Raw genomic sequence first — 15,133 nt, forward strand, 5'->3', positions numbered from 1 at the left:
TCGCGCTTCACCGTTCGGGGGATATGTGCGCGGACGATTACATCGAACGGCAATGGCGATCAGCCAAGCGAGGTGTGCGGGGTGTGATCGGGTGCGTATCGCCTCGGCGCCTTCGCCTTCTCCCGGAGATTGTCGAACAGGGCGTAGCCGCCGGTCCAGCGGCCGAAGCCGCTGGCGATATTGATGTGGCCCGCCAGACCGATGTTCCTGAGATCCGTCTTCCAGAGACGCGCGTAAAGCGTCAGACGGTCGAGTTCCATGTAATGGTCGTTCAGGCTGCCGACGGTGATGCTTGGAAATGGCAGCGCCCTTGTCGGCATCGGCCCGAAGCGGATGGCCGCGTCCGGGTGCCGGCGTTCGGTGGGGCGCAGGTCGCATGGGGCGACGAGCAGCGCACCCTTGATCCGGCGCGCCGATGGTCGGTCGGCGAACTTCGCGGCGAGCAGGCAGCCGAGACTGTGGGCGACGATATAGGCCTCGCCGTGCTCGATGAGCGCTGCTTCGAGCCGCTCGGCCCAGCGATCGACCAACGGATCGTCCCAATCGTCCTGCTCGACCAGAACGCTCTCGGGGCGGTCGTGGAGCCAGAAACGCTGCCAATGGCCGTGGTCGGATCCATATAGCCCGGGGATGATCAATGTCGCGGTCATCGCGCCCTCCTAGAAATCGGAATAGCGCGGGCTGTGCATGAGCGCCGAAATCTCGTCCGTCATCTGCATGATGCGCTCGCGCAGATCGGCGCCCGTGCCGTCGTCGACATCCTCGCTGCCGAAGCAATATCGCGCTTCATGGAGCTCGAGCCTGGCTTCCAGCTGGTCGCGGATAGCGCAAAGGCGGTCGAAATGCCTGATGATACTCATCGTCGTCTGCTCCTGTGCGGCCGCGTTTTTTTCCGGCCGGCATCTGATGGAGCAGTATTCTCTATATTTTTAGTAGATTAAAGGAACGAGCATCCCTGCATGCGCGAACGAGGGGAAAATTCGCTATGCTGATACCGCCTGAGGGCGACGATCGACCCGCGAGACGCGCGCCCGCCGATCCTGTCGGACAATTCGCGGATTTCAGTGTTAAATCTTTATGCAGGCTGAAACTTTTGATCCACACTCCCCGTAGCTTCGTAACAGAGACAAGAGAGAAACAGGGGACCACATTCATTGTCCGACGACGCCGCAAAGCCGCTTATCCTCTGGTTTCGCAAGGATCTTCGCCTCGACGACAATCATGCGCTGCATGCTGCCTGCCGCACCGGACGCCCGATCATTCCCCTCTATATCCGCGAGCCCTCCTCTTCCGGCACCGGACCTCTTGGCGGCGCGCAGGCGTGGTGGCTGCATCACTCGCTGGCGTCGCTCACCGCATCGATCGAAGCGCTTGGCGGCACGCTCAATCTTGTGAGCGGCGATGCGCTGGATGTGCTCGGCGCCGTGATCAAGAAGACGGGTGCGGACACGGTCATGTGGAACCGCCGCTACGATCCGCCCGGCATCGCCATCGATACGCGCATCAAGCGGGAGCTTGAGCAGTTGGGCCTGGATGCGCAGAGCTTCGCCGGCCAATTGCTGCATGAGCCGTCGCGGCTGAAGACAGGCGGCGGGACGCCTTACCGTGTGTATACGCCGTTCTGGCAAGCGCTTGAGGGCGTCGGCGAGCCGCCTCACCCCGTCGATGCGCCCAGGAAGGTCGAATTCGCGCCGGAGCTCGCCGCAAGCGAGAAGCTGACATCCTGGAAGCTTCTGCCCACGAAACCGGACTGGGCCAAGGATTTCGACGAAGTCTGGACTGCCGGCGAAGAGGCGGCGCGCGAGCGACTTTCGGATTTTCTCGATGAAAGCCTTAAGGGCTACAAGGCCGACCGCGACTTTCCCGCCAGGCAGTCGACCTCGATGATGTCGCCATATCTGGCGCTCGGCGTGATATCGCCTGCCCGGATTTGGGAGGAGACGCGCGGGCTGGATGTGCCGGCGGACGATCTGGTTCATTTCCGCAAGGAACTCGCCTGGCGCGAATTCTCCTACCATCTGCTGTTTCACTTCCCGAAACTACCCTACGCCAATTGGAACGACCGTTTCGACGGGTTCGAATGGAGCAACAGCAAGACGCATTTTCGTGCCTGGACCAAGGGTATGACCGGCTATCCGATCGTCGACGCCGGCATGCGCCAGCTCTGGAAGCATGGCTTCATGCACAATCGGGTGCGGATGATCGTCGCCTCTTTCCTGATCAAGGACCTGATGATCGACTGGCGTCGCGGCGAAGCCTGGTTTCGCGACACGCTCGTCGATGCCGACCCGGCGAGCAATGCCGCCAGCTGGCAATGGGTGGCGGGATGCGGCGCCGATGCCGCCCCTTTCTTCCGCATCTTCAATCCGGTGCTGCAGGGCGAGAAGTTCGATCGGGATGGCGCTTATGTCCGCGAGTTCGTTCCAGAGCTCGCGGCGCTCGACACCAAATACATCCACAAGCCGTTCGCAGCACCTCAGAGCGTGCTCGACAAGGCGGACATCCGGCTCGGCGAGACCTATCCCAAGCCGATCGTCGACCACGCGACCGCCCGCGACCGGGCGTTGAAAGCCTACAACGCCGTAAAGGACGCCGCATGAACGCGCATTTTCACCATCCGCACAGTCGCCTGAAAATCGCGATCATCGGCTCCGGCGTCTCCGGGGCATCGGCTGCATGGGCGCTCAATCCGCTGCATGACGTGACGCTCTACGAGAAGGAAGCGCGCGCCGGCGGCCATACGGCCACCGTCGATGTCGATTACGACGGAATGCGCATTCCCGTCGATACCGGCTTCATCGTCTACAACGAGCCGAACTACCCGAACCTGACGGCGCTGTTCGCGCGGCTCGGCGTCGCCACCCATGCCAGCGACATGAGCTTTTCGCTCTCGCTCGACCACGGCAAGCTGGAGTGGAGCGGCGCCGGCCTGTCTTCGATCTTCGCGCAGAAGCGCAATCTGGTGCGCCCGTCCTTCCTGTTGATGATCCGCGAGATCCTGCGCTTCAACAAGACATGCCTCGTCGACCGCGCCGCCGGCCATCTGGCCGCACGGTCGATCGGTGATTATCTCGACTGGCGCGGCTTTTCGCCGGGGTTCACCAACAACTATCTGGTGCCGATGGCGGCGGCGATCTGGTCCACGCCGGCGGCGAAGATGATGCAGTTTCCGGCCGAGCACTTCGTCAATTTCTTCGACAATCACCGGCTGATCTATTCCAGGCAGCACCAGTGGCGCACGGTGACCGGCGGCAGTCGAAACTATCTCGACAGATTGCTTGAGCCTCTGGGTGACCGGTTGAAGCTCGGGCTCGGCGTGCGCGCGGTGCTTCGAACCGAGAATGGCGTCACGATCATCGACGAAGCTGGCGAACAACGCCATTTCGACAAGGTGATCCTTGCCGCGCACAGCGATCAGACGCGACGCATGCTTGCCGACGCGACCGATGAGGAAAAGCGGCTGCTGGCGGCGGTGCCCTATCAGCCGAACAGGGTCGTGCTCCATCGCGATCCGACGCTGATGCCGCAGCGCCGCAAGGTCTGGGCCTCGTGGAACTATCTGCGCTCCAGCTCGGCCGATGGCAACGCCGATGTCGCCGTGACCTACTGGATGAACAAGCTGCAGGCGATCGACGAGCGGTTCCCGCTGTTCGTTACGCTCAACCCCGATCGCGAGCCGGACCCGCGCAAGGTCTTCGCCGAGTTCAGCTACGAGCATCCGCAGTTCTGCGCCGACAGCGTGCAGGCGCAGCGCGCGCTCGTGAACATACAGGGACGCAATGGCTGCTACTTCGCCGGCGCCTGGACGGGCTATGGTTTCCACGAGGATGGACTGACCTCGGGCCTTGCGGCCGCCAAGGCGCTCGGCGCGACGCTGCCGTGGAGCACGCTCAAGACAAACGACATCGAACCGGAGCTGGACGCCGTCGCATGACGCAGGAACGCGAAGGACGTGGCATGAGCATGCGCGACAACGGGCCGCCGCCCGAGGCCGCGGCCGCGCTCTATGTCGGCGACGTCATGCACCAGCGAATGAAGCCCTTCGGCCACCGCTTTCGCTACCGCGTATTCTCGATGGCGATCGATCTCGATCGGCTGGATGAGGCGGATCGGCTCTCCGTGCTGTTTTCGGTGAACGGGCGCAATGCCGTGTCGTTTCACGAGAGCGACCATGGCGGCAGGCTGGGCGCCCGGGCACATGCCGACGAGCTGCTGGCGCGGGCGGGGATTGCCGCCCGCCGCATCGTGCTGGTCTGCTATCCCCGCATCCTCGGCTACGTCTTCAACCCGCTCTCCGTCTACCATGCCTATGACGGGCATGATGAGCTGATCGCGATGATCTACGAGGTTCGCAACACGTTCGGAGAACGGCACACCTATGTCTGCCCTGTCGGCTCAGGCGAAGTCAGCGAGAGCGGTGTTCGGCAGAGCTGCGAGAAGATCTTTCACGTCTCGCCCTTCATCGAGATGGGCATGCGCTACAATTTCCGCATGCTGCCGCCGGGCAAGGAGATCCGCTGGCGTATTCTCGAGACCGACGCCGATGGCCCGCTGCTCGCGGCGACCTTCTCCGGACAACAGCTGGCCATCACGACGAGAAACCTTGCGTGGCTGACGGCCGCCATCCCGTTCCTGCCGATCCGGATCGTCGGCGGCATTCATTGGGAAGCGCTGAAACTGTGGCTGAAGGGCGCGAAGTATATCGCAAAGCCCGCGCCACCCACGCCCGTCAGCGTGGTCGCGCCACGCGAAACGGCGGAGGCAGCGGAATAACATAAGCGCGCTTCGATATATACGTCGTTCGCGCGCAACACGGGACTGGAAATTTGTTTGGCTTTTCCAATTTTTACGATAGCGTTCAAAGCAATCGCCGGGGGGCGGAGTTTTTCAGCGCATCGTCGTCCTGAACCGGCCATATCTTGCCGGAGGAGAAAACCATGAGTGATGCTAGCGACTTGACCGATTCTCAACGCAACGCGATCCAGCTGACGCAGCAGAATATCGGACAGGTTTCGAAGGGGTTGCCCCTGCGCGCGAAGCTGGCGCTGAGGGCATTGCTTCGCATGCAGCATGGCTCGCTGACGATCGCGTTTCCCGACGGTCGCGTGGTGCTGGTGACCGGCGGCACGCCCGGTCAGCACGCGGAAATCCACCTGAAGAACTGGAATATCTGCTACCGGGCGCTTTCCAACGGCACGATCGGCGTGGCCGAGAGCTACATGGATGGCGATTGGGACAGCCCCGATATCGCGGCCTTCCTCGAGCTGTTCATCGTCAACGACGAGGCGATCCAGGATTACGCCAACGGCAAGCGCGGCCTGCCCCGTCTCGTCGAGCGCGTCCGCCACTGGATGAATACAAATACCCGCAAGGGGTCGAAGCGAAACATCTCGGCGCATTACGATCTCGGCAACGACTTCTACAAGCAATGGCTCGATCCGACGATGACCTACTCGTCGGCGCTTTACTCCACCGGCGCCAACGACCTGCAGTCGGCACAGAACGCCAAGTATCGGGCTCTCGCCGAGGCGACCGGGATCAAGCCGGGTGACCACGTGCTGGAGATCGGCTGCGGCTGGGGCGGGTTCGCCGAATTCGCAGCCAGCGAACTGAACTGCCGGGTCACGGGCCTGACGATCAGCCGCGAGCAGCTGGCATTCGCGGAGGAGCGCATCCGCAAGGCAGGTCTCGGCGACAAGGTCGATTTTCGCTTTCAGGATTATCGCGACGAAACCGGCGTCTACGACAAGATCGTTTCGATCGAGATGTTCGAGGCCGTGGGCGAGAAATACTGGCCCGCCTATTTCTCCAAGCTCGAGCAATGCCTGAAGCCCGGCGGCAAGGCCGGCCTGCAGATCATAACGATTCGGCCCGAGTCCTTCGAACAGTACAGGAGCAACCCAGACTTCATCCAGAAGTACGTTTTTCCCGGCGGCATGCTACCGACCCGCGAGCATTTAGCGGAACTTGGGCGAAAAGTGAATTTGTCACTGGTACGAGACTTCGGTTTTGGGTTAGACTACGCCCGTACTCTGGCCGAATGGCGGGAGCGGTTTTGGTCCGTGTGGGAACGAGTTCGCCCACTGGGATCCGACGAGCGCTTCAAGCGTCTCTGGGAGTTCTATTTATTTTATTGTGAAGCAGGTTTCCGCGCCCGAAACATAGACGTCCGCCAGGTCGTCTTTTCGCGGAGCTGACGAGAGCGGATGGCGGGACCAGACAGTCGACCTCCTGTCCCGGTCGCCATCCGCCTCGTCTATTCCCTCTCACCAGCCTGATCGTCACCTGCTCGCGTGCAGTCAAGCGTGCCTTTCACCTCAGCGTGTGACAGCCGCGACTACTCCGCGGGGCTTGGGGTCACCGGGCGGCGACCGTCGGCGCGTGGGCGCTCCTGCCAGCCGGTGGCACGATTGACCAGCCAGAAATACAGGCTGTAGGGAAGCAGGTTGAGAGCCTTCAGCGTGTAGGTGAAGCGCTTGGGGAAGGTAATCTCGAAACTTTTCGACTTCAGGCCCGCATAGATCTCGGCGGCTGCCTCATCGACCGGGATAAGCGACGGCATCGGGAATTCGTTCTTGCGGGTGGCGGGCGTGTCGACGAAACCAGGATTGATGAGCTGGATGCGGATGCCCATCTTGTCGAGATCGAATTTCAGGCTCTCGGCCATGTTGATCAGCGCGGCCTTGGTGGCGCCATAGGCCGCCCCCGTGGGCAGGCCGCCGTAACCGGTGACCGAAGAGACGATGGCGATCTGCCCCTGCCCCTTGTGCTTCATGTGGCGCACCGCCGGGACGAGGCAATTGACCACGCCCTGCAGATTGACCGCGAAGCTGCGCTCGAAATCCTCACGGCGCAATTCTTCCGCATGCACGGGCAGATAGACGCCTGCGTTGAAGACAGCGAGCGCCAGCGCGCCGTGCTCGTATTCGATCGATGCGAGCACATGCTCCATGTCCTCGGGATTGGTGACGTCGCCATCCAGCACGATGATGCTGCCCGCCAGGCCATTCGCCTCCGATTGCAATTCGGCGAGCTTTTCGTGATCGCGGGCGGTCACGGCGACCTTGTAGCCTTCGCTTGCCATTTTCAGCGCGAGGGCACGGCCGATGCCGGAGCTTGCGCCTGAGATCCAGGCAATTCCATGTTCGGGGCGGGCTACAAAATCGTTCATGGCGTGAATCCTCCGGTTGTATCGAAAAACGTCGAAACGGGCCCGGAAGTTCCTCTCAACCTCCCGGGATAATGGCTCTATCACGCTATTGTGGCTGCTTTCAGCCGATCAGGTCGCCAATCAGCTGGCGGAAGGACCCGGTCAGTTTGATGGGGGCGTCAAGAACGGAAAATGCAATGCAGGGACGATCTTTTTCGGCCACCGGACGGTGATCGATCGTCTCATCGGCAACCGAGATGTCACCGGGGCCGAAACGGCCGCGCGTGTCGTTGAAGGCGCCGTCGATGATGAGCGTCAGCTCCATACCCTTGTGGGTGTGGGCGGGCAGCGCTCGGCCGGGCTTGATCCACATGACGCTGACCTCGCAGCCGTCGATATCGACCGAATACTCCTTGAAACCGGGAAGCTTGGTTTTCCACGGCACCGTGTCGACATCGAAGCCGACGAGGCGGCGAAGGGCGCGCGGGAAAGTCCCCGGCTTTGCACTGGCGATCGGCGGCGACTTCGGCTCGGTGGGCGTGGCGGATGCGAAGATGCGCGCCAATCTGACATCGCGATCGTCCAGCCTTGTTTCGGAGGTCTGCTCCAGGGCCTCACCGGCCAGGAACTCCAAATCCCGTACCAGCATCCGACGATCCGGCTTCATCTCCAGATGCGATTCGACGAGCACCCGCGCCGGCTCGGGAAGGGAACCGGCAACATAGTACGCCATCAATGCATCGACCGTGTCGATATGCTCGTGAACCATGATGGTTTCGGTCGTTTCCGCTTTCAGTGATTGCTTTGTCATCGTCCATACGATGAAAGTCAATGTTCAGATCACAGACGGCCCCCAATCGCGGCATCGCAGGCCGATCGGGGGGGCGGAAGTCTAATTTTACCGTGGCAGTCTGGGGCGAGGAATAGGATTTCTTGCCAACCCAGCCTTGTGAAGGGAAAAGACCGTTCCTAAACTAAGTGTTTCAAAGAGGCAGATTCCATGACCGTGCACCCTTCCGTCCTAGAAGCCATCGGCAACACTCCCCTGATCAAGCTCAAGGGGGCGTCGGAAGCGACCGGTTGCACCATTCTCGGCAAGGCGGAATTTCTCAATCCGGGGCAATCGGTCAAGGATCGCGCGGCGCTTTACATCATTCGTGACGCGGAGAAGAAGGGCTTGCTGCGGCCGGGCGGCGTGATCGTCGAGGGCACCGCCGGCAACACCGGCATCGGCCTGACCGTCGTTGCCAAGGCACTGGGCTACCGCACCGTGATCGTCATTCCCGAGACGCAGAGCCAGGAAAAGAAGGACGCGCTGAAGCTGCTCGGCGCCGAGCTCGTCGAAGTGCCGGCCGTGCCCTACAAGAACCCCAACAATTACGTGAAGGTTTCCGGACGACTGGCCGAACAGCTGGCGAAGACCGAGCCGAACGGCGCCATCTGGGCCAACCAGTTCGACAATGTCGCCAACCGGCAGGCGCACATCGAGACGACGGCCAAGGAAATTTGGGCGGATACGTCAGGCAAGATCGACGGCTTCATCTGCTCCGTGGGCTCGGGCGGGACGCTCGCCGGCACGGCGATCGGGCTGAAGGGCTTCAACAAGGACGTCAAGATCGGCATCGCCGACCCGGATGGGGCGGCACTCTACGAGTTCTACAAGAACGGCGAGCTGAAGTCGTCGGGCAACTCGATCACCGAGGGCATCGGCCAGGGGCGCATCACCGCCAATCTGGAAGGGTTCACGCCCGACTTCGCCTACAATATCTCGGATGCGGAAGCCCTGCCCTATGTTTTCGATCTCGTCGAGCATGAGGGGCTTTGCCTCGGCGGCTCGTCGGCCATCAATATCGCGGGCGCGGTGCGGCTCGCCAGGGATCTCGGCCCGGGTCACACGGTGGTGACCATTCTCTGCGACTACGGCAACCGCTACCAGTCGAAGCTCTTCAATCCCGATTTCCTGACATCGAAGTCGCTGCCGCTGCCGGCATGGATGACCTCGCCCGTCGATATCAAGATCCCATACGAACCCGCAGCGTGAGGCCCGATGCCCGTTAATGCCCTCTACCGTGACGACTTCTATCTCTCGACCTGCGAGGCCGTCGTCACCGCCATCCACGAAGACGGGGGCATCGAGCTCGATCAGACCTGCCTTTACGCCACATCGGGCGGCCAGCCGGGTGATACCGGCTTCCTCGAGCGCGCGGATGGCAGCCGGATCACGCTGGGGCAGACAAAGCACGGCGCGGCCAAGGACATCATCATCCATGTTCCGCTTGATGAGGGGCAGGCAAGCCCCGAGGTCGGCGAGAAGCTTGTACTTCATGTCGATTGGGAGCGTCGCCACAAGCTGATGCGCATGCACACCGCCTGTCATCTGCTGTCCGTCGTCTGTTCCTATCCGATCACCGGCGCGGCCGTCGGCGAGGAGGAGAGCCGTGTCGACTTCGACATGACCGATACGATCGACAAGGACGAGGTGACGGCCAAGCTGATGGCGCTGGTCGATGAAGACCACCCCGTTTACCTGCAATGGATCACGGACGAGGAACTGGCGGCCAATCCCGGGATCGTCAAATCCAAGAACGTACGCCCGCCGATCGGGCTCGGTCGCGTCAGCCTCGTCTGCATCGGCGAGAACTCAGCGATTGACAGCCAGCCCTGCGGCGGCACACATGTGTCCAAGACGCGGGAAGTAGGACGGATTCACATCGCCAAGATCGAGAAGAAGGGCAAGGAGAACCGCCGCTTCCGTATCCGTTTCGGCGCTCCCGGCGACGACGCGTAAGCATTGATTGGAGAGAGCAGCATGAGCGAAACCACGAGCCGCTTCGTCGTTTCGGCCGATTGGGTCGAAAAGCAGCTGGGGACTTCAGGTTTCAAGGTGGTGGACGCCTCCTGGTATCTGCCGGCGCACAAGCGCGACGCCAAGGACGAATATGCGGCGGGCCACCTTCCCGGCGCCGTGTTCTTCGATCAGGACGCGATAGCCGACCACGCGACCGGTCTGCCGCACTCGCTGCCCTCGCCGGAGTTCTTCGCCGCCGAAGTCGGCAAGCTCGGCATTTCAGAGACGGACACGATCGTCGTTTATGACGGCATGGGCTTCTTCTCGGCGCCGCGTGTCTGGTGGATGCTGCGGACCATGGGCGCCAAGGACGTTTACGTTCTGGATGGCGGCCTTGACGGCTGGAAGGCCGAGGGACGTGCGCTCGAGACTGGAACAGCCACTCCGACGCCGGCGGTTTTCAAGCCGAAATTCCGGGCCGACAAGGTCATCCCCTTCGAGACCATGCGCGAGATCGTCGATGACGGTTCGGCGCAGATCGCCGATGCGCGCGGCGCCGGCCGCTTCACCGGCGAGGAAGCCGAGCCGCGCGCCGGCATGCGTTCGGGCCACATGCCCGGCGCCCGCAGCCTGCCGGCAACCAGCCTCTCGGCCAACGGCCGTTTCAAGGACGTGGCAACGCTGAAGACGATGATATCAGATGCGGGAATCGACCTCTCCAAGCCTGTCGTGACGAGCTGCGGCTCGGGCGTGACCGCCGCCGTGATCATGCTGGCGCTGGAAAGCGTGGGGCATGACGACAACGCGCTATATGACGGCTCGTGGAGCGAGTGGGGCAGCCGGCAGGACACGCCCGTCGCGACCGGTCTCGCGGAAGCGATCAAAGCTTGACCATGGCAAAAGCACCCTCTTCGCTGAAGGCCCATGTGACCCGCCTCGAGATGACGGCGGCGCCGAAGACGAGCCTGCCGGTGCCGGTCAATATCCAGACCGCCATCATGCGCGCGCCGGAAATTCCGCTGCCGTTCTACCGCTATCTCTATCGCCAGGTCGGCGCGCGATGGCAGTGGGTGGATCGCCTGAGGATGAACGACGAGGAACTGGCCGCCACGCTCTACGACAAGCGCAACACGATCTGCGTGCTCTACGTGAACGGGGCGCCGGCCGGGTTCTACGAGTATCTGACCGTCGACGAGGATACGATCGAGCTCAGCCATTTCGGGCTGATGGAGCATGCGCTGGGTCTTGGGATCGGCAAGTGGTTCCTGCTGCAGGCGCTCTACGCGATCTGGACGCAGAACCCTTTGCGCGTGACCACGACGACCAACAATCTCGACCATCCCCGGGCGTTGCAGCTCTACCAGATGTTCGGATTTTCTCCGGTGTCCACGGGCACCGCGATCGTGCGGCCGCTCAGCGACAAGGAACTGCTTGAGCTGGCGAAGAGAAGCTAGCTGGCGCGCGCAAGGATCGGGTGGTTTCCACTCGGGTTGAAGCGCATTCATGGCAAGCTCAAAAGGAGACTTGCCATGACCGCTTTATCTTTCACCGCGATGCCGACCGCCGACGCCGAGACGATCTGGAACGGCGGGAACGATGCCTATGGTCACTCGCCGGAGACAATGATTTCCGATGGGCCGGGACACCCCTGCCGCCATTGCCTGAAAAACATCGATTCGGGCGACGCGCTTTACGTCTTCGCCTACCGTCCCTTCCCGCAGCTGCAGCCCTACGCGGAGACGGGACCTGTGTTCCTGCACCAAAAGCGCTGTGAGCGCTATGAGGCCGAGGAAGTGCTGCCACCTGTCCTGACGACGAGCCCCAACTTCATCCTGCGTGGCTATGGTGCCAACGACCGCATCGTCTACGGCACCGGCGCCGTGACGGAGGTCGCCGATATCCCTGCCTATGCGACGGAGCTCCTGCGCAGGCCCGAAGTGGCCTATGTGCATGTTCGCTCGGCGCGCAACAATTGCTATCAGTGCCGGATCGACGGTTGAATCACGGAAAAAAGCCGGCTGCGGAGAGCGCAACCGGCTTCAGTTGACGCAGCGCGATGGACCTTACGCCACGTTGAGCACGGCTTCCGCGGCGTAAGGCTCGTAGCCCAGCGCCTCGGCAACGGCTTTATTGGTGACGCGCCCCTTGTGGACGTTGAGACCGTTTCTGAGATGCCGGTCTTCCGCGATGGCGCGCAGACCGCGATCGGCGAGCGCCAGGCCGTGAACGAGCGTCGCATTGTTCAACGCCTGCGCCGAGGTGACCGGGACCGCGCCCGGCATGTTGGCGACGCAATAATGGACGACACCGTCGACCTCGTAGGTCGGATCGGAGTGGGTCGTCGCATGCGATGTCTCGAAGCAGCCGCCCTGATCGATGGCGACATCGACGATAACAGAGCCCTTCTTCATGCCCGAGAGCATTTCGCCGGTGACGAGCTTGGGCGCGGCGGCACCCGGGATCAGCACCGCGCCGATGACGAGATCGGCGGAGAAGACTTCATCCTCCAGAGCCTGAATGCTGGAATAGCGGGTATGGATGCGGCCGCCGAAAAGATCGTCGAGCTGGCGCAGGCGCGGCAGCGACTTGTCGAGGATGGTGACATCCGCGCCAAGGCCGGCGGCCATACGCGCCGCGTGCAGACCGACCACGCCGCCACCGATAATGGTGACCTTGGCCGGCAGCACGCCGGGCACGCCGCCCAGGAGAATGCCGAGGCCGCCATTGGCCTTCTGCAGCGCCGTAGCACCCGCCTGGATGGAAAGACGACCGGCAACCTCGGACATCGGTGCCAAAAGCGGCAGGCCGCCACGGTCGTCGGTGACCGTCTCGTAGGCGACGCCGGTCACGCCCGACGACAGCAGGCCCTTGGTCTGCTCGGGGTCCGGCGCCAGATGCAGATAGGTGTAGAGGATCTGGCCGTCGCGCAGCTGCGCCCATTCGGACGGCTGCGGCTCCTTGACCTTCACGATCATGTCGCACTTTTCGAAGATGTCCTTGGCGGAAGAAGCGATCTTCGCGCCTGCCGCGGCATAGGCAGCATCGTCGGCGCCGATGCCGGAGCCCGCCTTCGTCTCGATCCAGACCTCGTGGCCATGCGCGACGTATTCGCGAACGGCGGCTGGCGTCAGGCCGACGCGATATTCGTGATTCTTGATTTCCTTCGGACAACCGACGCGCATCGGGGCGCTCCTCCTCGTTTGTTTTTCAAGCCTCGTCCCGCGAAGCGTTCACAAGCGAAATCCAATCACCCCGCGCGCGAAATGTCCTTGCAAAGAGGATTTGCATGAAGGGCATTTTTCGAAGAAAGATGCGTTTCGGACGCAATAATCGAAAGTTCTTCGAATGTCGGAACTAGATGCCATCGATCATGCCATTTTGAAAGCACTTCAATCGAACGCACGGATCACCAACGCGGACCTGGCCACCAAGGTGGGACTGTCGGCATCGGCCTGCTCCCGGCGGCTCGACATACTCGACCGCAGCGGTGTCATCCTCGGCTATCACGCGCATGTCTCGCCCAAGGCGCTCGACTACAAGATGATCGCCATCGTGCATATCTCGCTCTCGGGCCAGTTCGCCAAGACGCTTTCGGAATTCGAGACCGCCGTGAAACGCTGCCCGAACGTGCTCGTCTGCTACCTGATGTCTGGGGAATACGATTATATCCTGCGCGTCGCGGCCCGCGATCTGGAGGACTATGAGCGCATCCATCGCGACTGGCTTTCGGCCCTGCCCCATGTCGTCAAGATCAATTCAAGCTTCGCCTTGCGCGAGGTGATCGACCGGCCCAATGTGGGCTTGTAGCGGAAGAGCGGAATCACCCGCGCGCGGGTTTCCGGAATGGGGCGAGAGCCCGTGCAATAAGAAGACGCCATGAAATCGAAGACCCGGGGCTATATTTTCGTTCTTCTGGCGATCACCATCTTTTCCATTCAGGACGGCATCTCGAAACATCTGGGCGGGGCCTATCCGCCCGTCTTCGTGACGATGATCCGCTATTGGGCATTCGGTCTCTTCACCGTCCTTCTGGCCGCGAAGATGCGCGGCGGCATTGTCGCCACGGCGCGCACCAAGCGGCCGGTCTTGCAGGTGATCCGCGGATTGCTGCTCGCCGCCCAGGTGGTCGTGGTGATCAGCTGCTTCGCTGTCATTGGACTGGCGCGCTCGCAGGCGATCTTCTCGGCGACACCGATCCTGATCGCGCTTCTCGCCATCCCGCTGCTCGGCGAACGTGTGGGCTGGCGGCGGTGGACGGCGATCGGCGCGGGGTTGATCGGCGTGCTTCTGATCCTGAAGCCCGACAGCGGCTTCTTCGACGTCACGCTGCTGCTGGCGGTGCTATCCTGCTTCCTCTTTTCTTTCTACGTCATCGCCACCCGACTGGTCAGCCGCGACGATTCGTCGATGACGAGCTTCTTCTATACCGGTGTCGTCGGCGCCATCGCGATGACGCTCGTCGGGCCGTTCTACTGGACCTGGATGGCGCCCACGGACTGGATCTGGATGGCGCTGGTCTGCATGACCAGCATCGCGAGCCACTACTTCCTGATCCGAGCCTATGACATGCTCGACGCCGCCGCCGTGCAGCCGCTCACCTATCTGCAGCTCGTCTACGCCTCGATCATCGGCGTGACGATCTACGGAGAGACGCTGAGCCTAAACACGATCATCGGCTCCGTCATCGTCGTCGCCTCCGGCATTTTCACGATCTGGCGCGAGCATATCGTGGCGCGCCGGGAAGCAACGCGGATGTAAAAAACGACCGTGCAATTTTAGTGAATTGTATAAATCGATTTCAATCTACGCGACGTATGCTGTCTCCAGTTCAATTTGGGAGACGCGTCATGCACAATCTCAACATTATTACCCGCAAGGCCGAGCGCAAACCCTGCAGGCTCTTCGGCAAGGTTCGTTACCTGACCAAGGAAGTCGATGCGCGCATTCTCAACATGTCCATCTCGGGCGTGGCGGTGGAAGTTCGCGCACCGCTGCATGCAGCTTCCGGCAGCCGGGTGCAGATTCTCGCCGACGATCTCGGCGTTCTCCACGGCATCATCCGCTGGACGCACAATGGCCGCGTCGGCATCCAGTTCGACCCGAACTCCAACGCCCGCGCCCAGGTCGCATCCTACTTCCGGTTCTTCCACAAGGAGGTAAAGCCGGTACTGGCGCGATGAGCAATATCGGCCACG

At 62.0% G+C, this 15,133-nt stretch carries 17 protein-coding genes; 12 read left to right on the forward strand and 5 right to left on the reverse strand.

Annotated elements, in window-relative coordinates:
- Positions 1 to 59 precede the first annotated feature (59 nt).
- Entirely contained in the window at positions 60 to 650 is a 591-nt protein-coding gene (locus P3R82_RS17470; protein ID WP_183899785.1) for an alpha/beta fold hydrolase, read from the reverse strand.
- A gap of 9 nt (positions 651 to 659) precedes the next feature.
- Entirely contained in the window at positions 660 to 860 is a 201-nt protein-coding gene (locus P3R82_RS17475; protein ID WP_183899784.1) for a hypothetical protein, read from the reverse strand.
- A 294-nt stretch (positions 861 to 1,154) separates the two neighbouring features.
- Here P3R82_RS17475 and P3R82_RS17480 point away from each other — a divergent pair, with 294 nt between their 5' ends.
- From P3R82_RS17480 to P3R82_RS17495, 4 genes are all read left to right on the forward strand, one after another.
- A complete protein-coding gene (locus P3R82_RS17480; protein ID WP_283194738.1) occupies positions 1,155 to 2,600 on the forward strand; it encodes a deoxyribodipyrimidine photo-lyase in 1,446 nt (481 codons plus the stop codon).
- Positions 2,597 to 3,934 carry an FAD-dependent oxidoreductase gene (locus P3R82_RS17485; protein WP_283194739.1) on the forward strand — a complete coding sequence of 446 codons (1,338 nt, stop codon included), beginning with the start codon at positions 2,597 to 2,599 and terminating at the stop codon, positions 3,932 to 3,934. The genes P3R82_RS17480 and P3R82_RS17485 overlap by 4 nt, the downstream gene beginning before the upstream one ends.
- On the forward strand, positions 3,931 to 4,773 hold the full coding sequence (locus P3R82_RS17490; protein WP_283194740.1) for a DUF1365 domain-containing protein: 843 nt from the start codon (positions 3,931 to 3,933) through the stop codon (positions 4,771 to 4,773). The genes P3R82_RS17485 and P3R82_RS17490 overlap by 4 nt, the downstream gene beginning before the upstream one ends.
- Positions 4,774 to 4,937: 164 nt before the next feature.
- Positions 4,938 to 6,197: a cyclopropane-fatty-acyl-phospholipid synthase family protein gene (locus P3R82_RS17495; protein WP_283194741.1), complete on the forward strand. Its 1,260-nt coding sequence runs from the start codon at positions 4,938 to 4,940 to the stop codon at positions 6,195 to 6,197.
- Between the two features lie 140 nt (positions 6,198 to 6,337).
- Here P3R82_RS17495 and P3R82_RS17500 read toward each other — a convergent pair whose 3' ends face one another.
- Positions 6,338 to 7,171, reverse strand: a complete 834-nt coding sequence (locus tag P3R82_RS17500; protein WP_283194742.1) for an SDR family NAD(P)-dependent oxidoreductase — start codon at positions 7,169 to 7,171, stop codon at positions 6,338 to 6,340.
- A gap of 100 nt (positions 7,172 to 7,271) precedes the next feature.
- Entirely contained in the window at positions 7,272 to 7,919 is a 648-nt protein-coding gene (locus P3R82_RS17505; protein WP_283196372.1) for a ChrR family anti-sigma-E factor, read from the reverse strand.
- Positions 7,920 to 8,150: 231 nt separating this feature from the next.
- Here P3R82_RS17505 and P3R82_RS17510 point away from each other — a divergent pair, with 231 nt between their 5' ends.
- From P3R82_RS17510 to P3R82_RS17530, 5 genes are all read left to right on the forward strand, one after another.
- Positions 8,151 to 9,191 (forward strand): cysteine synthase A, encoded by a 1,041-nt coding sequence (locus P3R82_RS17510; RefSeq protein ID WP_183899778.1) that lies wholly within the window; start codon positions 8,151 to 8,153, stop codon positions 9,189 to 9,191.
- Between the two features lie 6 nt (positions 9,192 to 9,197).
- Entirely contained in the window at positions 9,198 to 9,938 is a 741-nt protein-coding gene (locus tag P3R82_RS17515; RefSeq protein WP_283194743.1) for an alanyl-tRNA editing protein, read from the forward strand.
- A gap of 21 nt (positions 9,939 to 9,959) precedes the next feature.
- Complete coding sequence (gene sseA / locus P3R82_RS17520; protein ID WP_283194744.1) at positions 9,960 to 10,829, forward strand: 3-mercaptopyruvate sulfurtransferase; 870 nt, start codon at positions 9,960 to 9,962, stop codon at positions 10,827 to 10,829.
- Between the two features lie 2 nt (positions 10,830 to 10,831).
- Complete coding sequence (locus tag P3R82_RS17525) at positions 10,832 to 11,392, forward strand: GNAT family N-acetyltransferase (protein ID WP_283194745.1); 561 nt, start codon at positions 10,832 to 10,834, stop codon at positions 11,390 to 11,392.
- 75 nt (positions 11,393 to 11,467) lie between these two features.
- Positions 11,468 to 11,938 (forward strand): DUF1203 domain-containing protein, encoded by a 471-nt coding sequence (locus P3R82_RS17530; protein ID WP_283194746.1) that lies wholly within the window; start codon positions 11,468 to 11,470, stop codon positions 11,936 to 11,938.
- Positions 11,939 to 12,001: 63 nt separating this feature from the next.
- Here P3R82_RS17530 and ald read toward each other — a convergent pair whose 3' ends face one another.
- Positions 12,002 to 13,120, reverse strand: coding sequence for an alanine dehydrogenase (ald, locus tag P3R82_RS17535; protein ID WP_283194747.1), 1,119 nt, complete (start codon positions 13,118 to 13,120; stop codon positions 12,002 to 12,004).
- 163 nt (positions 13,121 to 13,283) lie between these two features.
- Between ald and P3R82_RS17540 the strand changes: the two genes are divergently transcribed.
- The 3 genes from P3R82_RS17540 (at position 13,284) to P3R82_RS17550 (ending at position 15,118) form a co-directional block, all read left to right on the forward strand.
- A complete protein-coding gene (locus tag P3R82_RS17540) occupies positions 13,284 to 13,745 on the forward strand; it encodes an Lrp/AsnC family transcriptional regulator (RefSeq protein WP_283194748.1) in 462 nt (153 codons plus the stop codon).
- A 69-nt stretch (positions 13,746 to 13,814) separates the two neighbouring features.
- The gene (locus tag P3R82_RS17545; protein WP_283194749.1) at positions 13,815 to 14,696 is read left to right on the forward strand and encodes a DMT family transporter; all 882 of its coding nucleotides are present in this window, start codon (positions 13,815 to 13,817) and stop codon (positions 14,694 to 14,696) included.
- Between the two features lie 89 nt (positions 14,697 to 14,785).
- Positions 14,786 to 15,118, forward strand: a complete 333-nt coding sequence (locus tag P3R82_RS17550; protein ID WP_183899770.1) for a PilZ domain-containing protein — start codon at positions 14,786 to 14,788, stop codon at positions 15,116 to 15,118.
- Positions 15,119 to 15,133: the final 15 nt, after the last annotated feature.

This window comes from Rhizobium sp. AN80A (genome assembly GCF_030053015.1).
Lineage (GTDB): Bacteria > Pseudomonadota > Alphaproteobacteria > Rhizobiales > Rhizobiaceae > Rhizobium > Rhizobium metallidurans.